The organism is Streptomyces sp. NPDC004051, from assembly GCF_053604275.1.
Map to the genome: position 1 here is coordinate 81,125 of NZ_JBSGHG010000029.1, position 11,387 is coordinate 92,511.

Annotated in this window: 7 protein-coding genes; 4 read left to right on the forward strand and 3 right to left on the reverse strand. The window is 72.8% G+C overall.

The annotated features are described in order from the left end of the window. Positions 1-36 precede the first annotated feature (36 nt). A complete protein-coding gene (locus ACWEQO_RS25715) occupies positions 37-1,461 on the reverse strand; it encodes an MFS transporter (RefSeq protein WP_109382637.1) in 1,425 nt (474 codons plus the stop codon). A 715-nt stretch (positions 1,462-2,176) separates the two neighbouring features. On the opposite strand from ACWEQO_RS25715, the gene ACWEQO_RS25720 reads away from it, so the two are divergent. Next, positions 2,177-4,300, forward strand: coding sequence for an asparagine synthase-related protein (locus ACWEQO_RS25720; RefSeq protein ID WP_361462757.1), 2,124 nt, complete (start codon positions 2,177-2,179; stop codon positions 4,298-4,300). A gap of 242 nt (positions 4,301-4,542) precedes the next feature. Here ACWEQO_RS25720 and ACWEQO_RS25725 read toward each other — a convergent pair whose 3' ends face one another. Beyond that, the gene (locus tag ACWEQO_RS25725; protein ID WP_361462759.1) at positions 4,543-5,301 is read right to left on the reverse strand and encodes a TetR/AcrR family transcriptional regulator; all 759 of its coding nucleotides are present in this window, start codon (positions 5,299-5,301) and stop codon (positions 4,543-4,545) included. A gap of 377 nt (positions 5,302-5,678) precedes the next feature. On the opposite strand from ACWEQO_RS25725, the gene ACWEQO_RS25730 reads away from it, so the two are divergent. Both ACWEQO_RS25730 and ACWEQO_RS25735 read left to right on the forward strand, forming a co-directional pair. After that, positions 5,679-7,061, forward strand: a complete 1,383-nt coding sequence (locus tag ACWEQO_RS25730; RefSeq protein WP_452985388.1) for an NAD(P)/FAD-dependent oxidoreductase — start codon at positions 5,679-5,681, stop codon at positions 7,059-7,061. Between the two features lie 169 nt (positions 7,062-7,230). Next, positions 7,231-8,934, forward strand: coding sequence for an ATP-binding SpoIIE family protein phosphatase (locus ACWEQO_RS25735; RefSeq protein WP_452985389.1), 1,704 nt, complete (start codon positions 7,231-7,233; stop codon positions 8,932-8,934). 28 nt (positions 8,935-8,962) lie between these two features. Here the strand turns inward: ACWEQO_RS25735 and ACWEQO_RS25740 are convergent, their stop codons facing one another. Then, positions 8,963-10,240, reverse strand: coding sequence for an MFS transporter (locus tag ACWEQO_RS25740; protein ID WP_361462775.1), 1,278 nt, complete (start codon positions 10,238-10,240; stop codon positions 8,963-8,965). 135 nt (positions 10,241-10,375) lie between these two features. On the opposite strand from ACWEQO_RS25740, the gene ACWEQO_RS25745 reads away from it, so the two are divergent. Next, positions 10,376-10,933, forward strand: coding sequence for a MarR family winged helix-turn-helix transcriptional regulator (locus ACWEQO_RS25745; RefSeq protein WP_361462778.1), 558 nt, complete (start codon positions 10,376-10,378; stop codon positions 10,931-10,933). The last annotated feature ends 454 nt before the right edge of the window (positions 10,934-11,387 follow it).

Below are 11,387 nucleotides of genomic sequence, written 5' to 3' on the forward strand. Positions count from 1 at the left end.
TCGAGGCGGGTCCGGCGGCCCGGGCGGGCGGGGTGCTCAGGCGGGTGTCATCAGCAGCGGCCGGGCCCGCTCGCGCAGCTCGACCACGCGGGGTTCGTCGCCGTAGGGCTCCAGGCGGTGCAGGAGGTCCTTGACGTACTCGGTGGTGCGGGCGGACGAGATGCGGCCGGCCACCTCCACCGCGCGCACCCCCTGCTCGCAGGCGGCGTCCAGGTTGCCCGACTCCAGTTCGGCGACGGCCGAGACGACGAGCCGCAGGCCGTGCGAGCGCACGAACTCCTCCGTCGGACGCGACAGCGCCTGCTCGGTGAAACGGCGGACCTGGCGGGGCGCCTTCAGATCGCGGTAGCACTCCGCGGCGTCGGCCGCGAACCGGTCGTAGGAGTAGAAGCCGAGCCAGCCCGGGTCGCTGTCGCCGGGGCGGGAACGTTCCAGCCAGCCCTCGGCCGACTTCAGGGCCGCGCCGGCCGCCGGGGCGTCACCCGCGCGTGCGTGCGCGCGCGCCTCCACGAGCCGAAAGAAGCTCATGGTGCGGGCCGTGGCCAGGCCGCGGTTGCGCTCCAGCGCGGCCTGGGCGAGATCGACGCCCTCGTCGCCGAAGCCGCGGTAGGTGGCCTGGAGGGACATGGAGGCCAGGACGTATCCCCCCAGGGGGACGTCGGCCGCCGCCCGGGCCAGCCGCAGGGCCTGGATGTAGTAGCGCTGGGCGGCCTCCTGCTGGCCGGTGTCGAAGGCCATCCAGCCGGCGAGCCGGGTGAGTTCGGCGGACGCGCCGAACAGGGCGCGGCCGACGTCGTCGGCGTAGGAGCCCAGCAGCAGCGGCGCCGCCTCCACCCGCAGGCACTCGGGGACCATCGAGGAACGCCAGTCGCCGCCGCCGTACTTGGAGTCCCAGCGCCGCGCGTCCTCGGCGGCCTCGCGCAGTTTGCGCACATCGCTGTGGCCGACCTTGGCCGGCGCGGCCGAGCCCTCCGCAGGGCTCACCTCGCGCGCGACCGAACTGTCGGCCGGGGTTATCAGCCAGCGCGAGGCGGGCGTGGCGTACGCGCTCACCGCGAACGATCCGGCGAGCGACTGCCAGATGCCGCCGGACCCCGCTCTGCGGCCGGCCAGGTCCAGCCGGTACAGCTCGGTGGCGGACTTCACCGCCTGTCCGACGTCCCGGGGGAAGGCGAGCCCCACTTCGGGCGCGGGATCCGCGTCCGCCAGGCCGATCTCGTGGAGCGGCACCGGGCGGCCGAGTTTCTGGCCGATGGCGGCGGCGATCAGGTGCGGCGCCGTGCCCTGTGGCACCATCCCCTTCGACACCCAGCGCGCCACCGACGTCTTGTCGTAGCGCAAGGTCAATCCGCGTTGGGCGCCAAGGTCGTTGACGCGCCGCGCGAGGCCCGCGTTGGAGATTCCCGCGAGGGCGAGAACGGTGCCGAGTTTTTCGTTCGGCCCGCGTTGCTCCCTGGACATGCGCCACCCCTCGACACAGACGGCTGCCGCTCTGGCATAACCCGGCGGCATTCGTAAACCCAGCGTAGTTCGCCGCATCCCAAGCGTTAAGGGGCATTCTTCCGGATGGCGGGATTGTGGTCCGTACTGAAGTGCGGGTCCGATACGCGCGGTTGCGGCATGCTCCCGGCGTGTGGCCGTGCGCCCGTGTGTGCGCTCTCCTCCGGCCATGGCGGGAACGGTTCCATGGTGGAGCGTGGGTCGGCCCGCTGTACTGGATCCAGCGGGCTGGGGGACACCGCCGCCTTCATCCCCGCGGGCGGCGGAGACGGTCCGGGAGGCGCACTCCGCCTCCCGGACCGTGCGACCGCCCGGCGGTGCGCAGAGCCTGTACGGAGCGTGTTCGAGGTTGCCCCCGCATCTCCGAATTGGCTGAAAATCGACCCCCTCGTTCGAGGGCTTTCACCGTCTCTATCCTGGCAGTTGAGGGCGCGTTGGAGGTTTTTGGGGCGCGTTGGGGGGCGCATTCGCGTCGCGCCGACGGGGTGGTCGCGCGGCCGCAGTCGGACGATCTCCTTGCGTCGGGCGGACGTTCGGAGCGGGGTGGGTGTATCCGCCGGGGCGCATTCGAGGGAGCACATGCGGCACCGGCATCCCTCTCGAGGGTCTCCTTCATGGCAGCATGGACAACCGGTGCGCACGGCGCACCGGTTGTCCACAGCCTGTGGAGGCGTCGATGCGGTGGTTGGTGGGATGGAGCAGCACCGCCGCGGGTGCCCCGGCGTTCGGCTCCGCCGGCGCCACCGGGTCCGACGGCGGGACCGTGCAGCCGGTGGGTTCGCAACCGCTGTGGGGCGACCCCGATCCGCTGTGGGCGGTCGGTGACTGGCGCCCCGACGAGGTGCGGGTGGTGTCCGCCGACGCCGAGACCCGGATCGCCGTCCTCGGCACCTGCGGCGCCACCGACGAGCAGCTGCGCGTCGCCCTGTTCGCCGCGCGCGGCGGCGCGCTCCGCCATCTGACCGCCTGGCCGGGCAGCTACACCGCCGTCGTGCGGGTGGGCCGCCGGATCACCGTCTGCGGCGACCTCGCGGGCGCCCGGCCGGTGTTCCACACCCCCTGGGAGGGCGGCACGGCGTTCGCGACCGCCGCGCTCCCGCTCGCCGACCTCGTCGAGGCCAACCTCGACTTCGGCCACCTCGCCGCGCTCCTCGCCGCCCCCGACGTACCGGCCGCGCTGTACGACTCCACCCCGTACGACGGCGTGAAACGCGTTCCGCCGGGGCACGCGCTGATCCTGCGCGCCGGGGCGCGGGAGATCGCCGGGTACGAACCCGTCGCCTCGCTCGCCGTCGCCGCGCCGCCCGCCGACCCCGACAGCGCGGTGGACGCCGTCCGGGACGCGCTGGTCGAGGCGGTACGCACCCGGCTCGCCGCGCCCCGCCACGTGCCCGGCGCCGACATCGACCCCGGCCCGGTCCCGGGCATGGGGCCCGCCGAACGCCGCGCGGCGCGCGGGATGCCGGTGCCCGGGATCGGGGCCGACCTGTCGGGCGGACCCGCGTCCGGGACGCTGGCGCTGCTCGCCGCCGGGCTGCCGGGCATGCCGGGGACCGTGCTGGGGCACGGCACGGGCGCGGGCGAACGACTGCTCGCCGTCACCTTCAACGATCTCGTGGGAGGCTCCGCGAGCGGTCCGGCCGGTGGTCCGCTCGGCGGGCGGGAGGACGAACTGGCGCGGGCCGGGGCGCTGGCCGCCAACCCCCGGCTGCACCACGTGGTGGTCGCGGGCGGCGAGGACACCCTGCCGTACGCGGATCTGGACGGGCCGCTGACGGACGAGCCGGGACCCTCCCTGGTGATCGCGGCCCGGCACCGGGCACGGCTGGCGGCGGGCAGCGCGGACCACTTCACCGGGTACGGGGCCCGGCAGGTGCTCGACGCGCACCCCGCCCGGCTCGCCGACCTGCTGATGGACCGCAAGCGCCGCCACCTCGTACGGCCCGTCGCCGCGCTGGCGAAGGCGGACGGGTCCGTGATGGTGCCCGCCCGGGTGTACGCCGCGGCCCGGCGCCTCGCCCGTACGCCCTACCGCACGGGGCTGGAGAACCTCGCGGAGCGGCTGCTGCGCCACCACATGGACGACGAGGCCCCCGGAGGCGCGGCGGACGCCTCGCTGGCCGCGCTCACCTGGGGGAGACCCGGGCCGGCGGCGCGCTGGCTGACCGGTGAGGCGCTCGCTGAAGTATCGGTTCGCCTCCAGGCCTCGACGAGCCGGTCCGAGGTGGGGCCGGGGCAGCGGCCCGGTGACTTCCGCGCGCGTGCGGCACTGGCCCGGCACGCGGCGGACCTGCGGGTGCTGGAGCAGGCCGCCGAGATCCGCTTCCAGCGGCTGCACACGCCGTTCCTCGACAACCAGGTCGTCCGCGCGTGCCGGGCGCTGCCCGAGGCGCTGCGGGTGCGGCCGGGGGCGCGCGCCGCGATCCTGCGGACCGTGCTGGAAGGCGCGGGTGTACGGGAGTTGCCCCCTGGGTGGGGTGCGCCGACCCAGGCGACCACGGCGGCCGCGGCGCGGACCGGGCTGCGGGTGGCCGCGGACACGCTGATGGCGCTGTTCGACACACCGCTGCTGGCGGAGGCGGGACTGGTGGAGGCCCGGGTGGTGCGCAAGGCGCTGCGGGCGGCGGCGGAGGGAGAGCCGCTGCCACTGGACGGGCTGGCGGACCTGGTCTCCCTGGAACTGTGGCTGCGGCGGCTGCTGGCCCGGCGGGGAACCTGCTGGACGGGCACCCCCGGCCGACAGCGCGCGGTCCCCGAGGGCATCGCACCCCAACGAGGAGCCCTCGCCCGCGGGGTTTGAGGGGGCCCCATGAGCGGCCCCCCCCATGAGCAGGACCCCATGAGTGGGGCCCATGAGCAGGTCCTTATGAATGGGCTCACACATGCGGGGCCCTCTCGGGCGGGCTCTATGAGCGGGGCCTCACACGCGGTTCCTCACATGAGAGATCCCATGAGTGGGGCCCCATGAGTGGGGCCCCACAAACCGGGTGCCGCGAGCAGAGAGTGACCTCACCCCCGCCCGGGCAGAGGGCCCTGTGCGTCTCACGCCGGGCGTGAGCGCAGGCCCTCCAGCAGGATGTCCAGCAGACGCGCCGAGGCAGCCGCCTGCTGCCCCGCGTCCGGCAGTGAGGGCGCGGCCGTGGCGATCACCAGGAGCACGTCCGACACCGACACGTCCGGCCGCAGCGCGCCCGCCTCGCGGGCCCGCTCCACCAGCAGGCCGACGACATCGAGGAGCTGTGCCGCGCCGGCGTCGTCCTCCGCGCCGCCGGACGACGCTTCCCCGGACACCAGCCGCAGCTCACCCGCCGCCTGCTGCGCCCGCTGCTGCGGCACCCGCGCGTGGTCCGCCACGCCGTGCTCGTCCACCACGCCCACCCGCAGCACCTGCGGCGGCAGCAGCCGCCCGGCGCCCGAGTCGACCGATGTGCGCAGGAAGCGGGAGAGCGCCGACCACGGCCCGTCCTCCTGACCGAGCGCCGCACGCGCCTGGTCGGTCAGCCGGGAGATCTCCTCCTCGGCTATCCGCCGCACCAGGACGTCCTTGCTCGGGAAGCGCCGGTACACCGTGCCCACACCGACCCGGGCCCGGCGTGCCACGTCCTCCATCGGTGCGCCGTAGCCCAGTTCGCCGAAGACCTCGCGGGCCGCCCGCAGCACGTGCTCCAGATTGCGCTGGGCGTCCACCCGCAGCGGTGCCGTGCGTGACCCGCCCGCGCGTCCGCGGCCCGACGGCGCGCCCGGCGCGGCGCCGGGCACGACAGCGGACGCGGAAGACCAATGAGAATCCTGAACATGCATACGCGTTCCCCCGGTAATGATGACGTCTCCCCCCGGAGACTCCCCGCCATAGATGGCTGGGGTTCGAGGAACATGCCCGGTGGCCGGCTCCGCTCGTCGCGGACCCGAAGAGCGCATCCCCCTACACCCCGTCGACGTACGAACATAGTTGAGTGAGGGTCAATTCAGAAGGGGCAGGTTCCGCACGGAGCGCCCCCCGATCGGAGTACGGGGCGCATTGATCCCGAATGCGCCCCCGGGACGACACCGGGAAATCACCGCTGACCTGCGCACACGCCGTTCGGCCGACCCGTCCGGCTCCTCCGGCCCGTCCACGGCCTCCGGTCACACAATTCGTCGGGGCTGTGGACAAACGCGAGCGTCGGGTGCGTCATGGGATGGTGAAGGAACGTGCGCGCATTCTCGTTGTCGGCGGCGGATACGTCGGGATGTACACGGCCCTGCGCCTGCAGCGGAAGCTGAAACGGGAACTCGCCCGGGGCGCCGTGGAGATCACCGTGGTCACGCCGGACCCGTACATGACGTACCAGCCCTTTCTCCCGGAAGCGGCCGCCGGTGCCATTTCGCCTCGGCATGTCGTCGTACCGCTGCGTCGTGTCCTCGACCGGTGCCACATCGTCATCGGCGAGGTCACCGCCCTCGACCACGCCGCCCGCACCGCCACCGTCGTCACGCTCGCCGACGAGGAGAAGGGCGACGGCGGCGGCCGGCCGATGGCGTACGACGAAGTCGTCCTCGCGCCCGGCTCCGTCTCGCGCACCCTGCCGATCCCCGGTCTCGCCGACCACGCCATCGGCTTCAAGACCCTCGAGGAGGCCATCGGACTGCGCAACCACGTCCTCGAGCAGATGGACATCGCCTCCTCCACCCGCGACCCCGACGTCCGCGACGCGGCCCTCACCTTCGTCTTCGTCGGCGGCGGCTACGCGGGCGTCGAGGCGCTCGGCGAACTGGAGGACATGGCCCGCTACGCCACGCGGTACTACCACAACCTCCGCCCCGAGGACATGAAGTGGATCCTCGTCGAGGCCTCGAACCGCATCCTGCCCGAGGTCGGCGAGGCGATGGGCCGGTACACGGTCAGCGAACTGCGCCGCCGCAACATCGACGTACGGCTCGAGACCCGCCTCGAGTCCTGTACCAACCGGGTCGCCGTGCTCAGCGACGGCGCCCGCTTCCCCACCCGCACCGTCGTGTGGACCGCCGGGGTCAAACCGCATCCCGTCCTCGCCGCCACCGACCTGGCACGCGACGAGCGCGGACGGCTCAAGTGCACCGCCGAACTCGCCGTGGAGGGCACCGCGCACGCATGGGCCGCGGGCGACGCCGCCGCCGTCCCCGACGTCACCTCGAAGGAGCCCGGCCGGGAGTGCGCCCCCAACGCGCAGCACGCGCTCCGCCAGGCCAAGCTCCTCGCCGACAACGTCGCGCACTCCCTGCGCGGCGAACCCCTGGAGAAATACGCCCACTCCTACACCGGATCGGTCGCCTCCCTGGGACTGCACAAGGGCGTCGCCCAGGTCTACGGGCGCAAACTCAAGGGCTACCCCGCCTGGTTCATGCACCGCACCTATCACCTGAGCCGCGTGCCCACCTTCAACCGCAAGGCGCGCGTGGCCGCCGAATGGACCCTCGCCGGGCTCTTCAAACGGGAGATCGTCTCCCTGGGTTCACTCGAACACCCGCGGGCCGAGTTCGAACTGGCGGCCGGTGGAAAGCCTTCTCAGAACCCCCCGCACAACCCGAAGGGGTCTTCCTGACCGGACCCAGGAACTCCACCGACCGGCCCGACGTCTGACGGATGTCGGTCCGGTCGGCAGCCTGCCAGACTGGTCCACCACCGAGGGCGGCCGCCCGTCCCCGGTGCGGCCCCGGGGCCCCGACCGGTCCCGGATCCCGGCCGCCGACAACCGAACGAGGCAAGGATTCGTGAACTTCACGCGCTGGAGCGCCCGGCTCCCCGGAACGCAGCGCCGCGCCGCAGCGCGCGGCGCGCACACGGTCCCCCCGGACCGGCGGGGGGAGGGCTCCGTGCCCGCCGCCCGCGCCGGACAGCCCGCCGACCGGCCACCGTCCGTGCCCGCCGTCGACGACCTCAGGGTGCGCGAGGTCCTCGACCACGTTCCCTCCCTCGTCGCCCTGGTGCACGGCCCCGACCACCGCATCGCCTACCTCAACGACGCCTACACGGCAGCCTTCGGCCCCCGCCCGGTCGGCGCCCCCGCACGAGGAGCGCTCCCGGAGCTCGACGCACTCGGCCTGCTGCCCCTCCTCGACCAGGTCCTGCGCAGCGGCAAGCCCCGCACGGTCAAGTCCCGCAAGGCCCCCGACGGCCGCTCCTACACTTTCACCTGCACCCCGGTCACCGACGGCCACGCCGACGGCCACGCCGACGGGACCGAGGACGGCGGCCGCGGACGCGGCGGCCGCGGGCGCGGTGTGCTGGTCTTCGCCACCGACGTCACCGACCACGCCGAGGCCGCCGAACGGCTGCGCGCGAGCGAACGCCGCCAGCGCGAGACCGCCGTCACCCTCCAGCGCTCCCTCCTCCCGCAGGAACTCGAGGAGCCCGACGACCTGCGGGTCGCCGCCACCTACCACCCCGGCGGCACCGAGGCCGCGGTCGGCGGCGACTGGTACGACGTGATCACCCTCGGCGGCGGGCGCACCGCCCTGGTCATCGGCGACGTCATGGGCCGGGGCGTCCGCGCCGCGGCCGTCATGGGCCAGCTCCGCACGGCGGTGCGCGCCTACGCCCGCCTCGACCTCCCCCCGCACGAGGTCCTCCAACTGCTCGACGGCCTCGCCATGGAGATCGACGCCAACCAGATCGCCACGTGCGTGTACGCCATCCACGACCCCAACGAGGGCACCCTCGTCCACGCCTCCGCCGGCCACCTGCCCATCCTGGTCCGCGACGAGCAGGGCACCGTCCGGCGCGCCGACGTGCCGACCGGGCCCCCGCTCGGCACCGGCGGCTGGATGCACTCCTCCGGCTCGATCCCGCTGGGCCCCGGCTCCACCGCCGTCCTCTACACGGACGGTCTGGTCGAGCGCCGCGACGAGGACCTCGACGAGGGCATCGCGGCCCTGGAGCGCGCCCTGGCCGGTGCGACCGGCACCCCCCAGGTGATCTGCGACCGCCTGGTCCGCTCGGCGGGGGTGACCCCGGAGCACGACGACGACGTCGCCGTGCTGGTACTTCAGCACCCCGTCCGCAGGGGCCCGGAGAGCGAACTCTTCCGCAACGCGGCCCTGGAGCTGCTGGGCGGCGTCGAAGCGGCCCCCCGCGCGCGTGCCTTCGCCTCCGGCGTGCTGACCAGCTGGCGGTTCCCCGCCGACCTGCACGACCTGGGCGTCCTGGCCGCCAGCGAACTCGTCGCCAACTCCCTCCAGCACGGCACACCGCCCATGCGGCTGCGCCTGCGCCGCACCGACCGCCGGCTGATCGTCGAGGTCACCGACGGCGACGACCACCTCCCGCGACGCCGCCGCGCGGAACCCGCCGACGAGTCCGGTCGGGGCATCGCCATCGTCGCGACGATCGCCTCCAACTGGGGAAGCCGGCGCACCCCGGGCGGCGGCAAGGCCGTCTGGTGCGAGTTCGCCCTGCCGAAGCCGACGGCTCCGTAGAACGGCCGGCCCGGACGAGCCGGGTACGTCAGGCGGTCGCCGGAGCCGGCTCCGCCGCGGCGCCGCCGCCCTGCGTCACCACCAGGCTCCGCGCCACCGACGGCTGGTTCTGCGCCTCCGTGAGCTGTCGGCCCAGCCGCAGCGCGAGCACGGTGATCCCCAGCGAGACCAGCACGAAGACCACGATGTACGGCGCGTGCAACGCGGCGCCCATCGGCCCGCCCACAGCCGGACCGATGGCCAGCGCGAGCTGCTTCACCAGGGCGAAAGCCGCGTTGTACTGTCCCGCGAGACCGGTCGGCGCGAGATCCGCGACCAGCGGGGCGAGCGTCGGCGACAGCAACGACTCCCCCAGCCCGAACAGCGCGTACGTCGAGATGAAGGCGGCGGTGGCCATCGCCTGGCTGCCGTTGCCGAGGCCCGCGTACCCGGCCACGGCCCACGCCACGGCCCAGAGCAGCCCCACCGACGCGATCACGCGCGTGCGCCTGCGGCGCTCCACGAACCGCAGCACCAGGAACTGCGCGACCACGATGGCCAGCGTGTTCGCCGCCAGCGCCGTCCCCAGGGTCGACGTCGAGATGCCGGCCGCCTCGACCCCGTACGCGCTCAGCCCCGACTCGAACTGCCCGTAGCAGGCGAAGAACACCACAAAGCCCAGTACGCACAGCTGCACCATGGCCCGGTGGCCCATCAGCTGCTTCCAGTCGCCCTTCGCCGATGCCGCCGAAGCGCCCGCGACCCGCGGCGAGCGCGGCATCCGCACCGTGGCCATCACCCCGACCAGCAGCAGGAACATCGCCGCCTCGATCGAGAACAGCAGGGTGAAGGAGCCGGGTTCCGTGGTGTCCACGAGGTAGCCGCCGATGAGACCGCCGATCCCGAGCCCGAGGTTCTGCAGGAAGAACTGCATGGCGAACGCCCGTGACCGGGTCTCCGTGGTGGAGCAGTCCACGATCATCGTCGCCAGCGCCGGCTGCATCACGGCCTGCCCGGCCCCGAGCACCGCCGCCGACAGCAGCACGGCCGACGCGCCGCCCGACAGACCCAGGCTCAGCGCGCCGACGGCAGCCGCGAACAGGGCGACGAGCAACACCGGCAGCGGGCCCCGCCGGACGATGGCCCGCCCGGCGAACGGCAGCACGATCAGTGCGGCCACGGCGAAGACGGCGAGCACCAGCCCCGCCGTCATGGGCCCGAGCCCCCGCACCTGCGCCACGTAGACGTACAGATAGGGGACGGTGAAACCGAGCCCGAACGCACTGAGTGCGTTGCCCACGTGGATCCGGCGCATCGCAGCGCCCATCGCCCTGGTCACGTTCACCTCTCTCATAAGTTAGTCATGAAGACTTAGAAGCTAAAGTTCGAAGGTGAAGACTACATGGTGAATGGCTTCACCACGAAGGGCTTCAAGATGAAGGTGACGTGTCATACTGCGGCCATGGGCGACACTCCCGGCCGCGAGGGGCCGACAGAGCCGACACTCGAAGAGCAGCTCGCCGCGTACCAGCGCGAGTTCCAGGACCTCGACCCCCAGGTCGAGAAGATCGTCTCGGCGCTGTCCCGCCTCAACCGCCGTATGAACGTGGCCTTCGGCCGCCAGACCGCCGAGCTCGGCATCACCAACGCCGACTGGGAGGTCCTCAAGGCCCTCGTCCTCTCCGGCGCCCCCTACCGCATGGGACCCGGCGACCTCGCCAAGCGGCTGGGCCTGACGCCGGCCGCCATGACCCACCGGATCGACCGCATGGTCGCCGAAGGACTCGTCAGCCGGGACCGGGACGAGACGAACCGGGTGCGGGTCATCGTCGAGGTCACGGACGCCGGCCGCGAGAAGTGGATGGAGGTGATGCGCATGTCGACGGTCTTCGAGGGGGACCTCCTCCAGGACCTCTCCACGGAGGAACGGACCGCCCTGGGCGAGATGCTCACCCGCCTCCTGCGCAGGGTGGAGGAGGCCCAGCCCGACGCCGGCGGACGCCTCACGGACCTGGACTGACCGACTGAAAAGATCTTGACAGGGGTCGCTTGACACTCCCCTGCTCGACCCGTAGGGTTCTTCGAGTTGCCATCAGGCCGTAACGGTTCTGCGGCAGCACCTCCGCCGTGACAGCGGCACTCACACCAACAGCATGACCTCCCAAGCGGACCGATTTCGGCGTGCCCGAATTCAATTCGCACAGGGCTCTGCGACTCGATTCGGATCCGAACAGCTCCGGTTTGAGAAGCAGCGAGAGAGTCCGCTAAGGTTTGAGACGTCGGAACGGCCCAACGGCCGGAAAGGCAAACCCCGCTGACTGGGGGTCAGGTCGAAGAAAAAGATCTGATAGAGTCGGGTCCGCCGGAAAGGGAAACGCACCAAACGTTCCCCCGGAAAGCGAAAACCCCGAGGAAATCGGATCGGAAAGATCTGATAGAGTCGGAAACGCAAGACCGAAGGGAAGCGCCCGGAG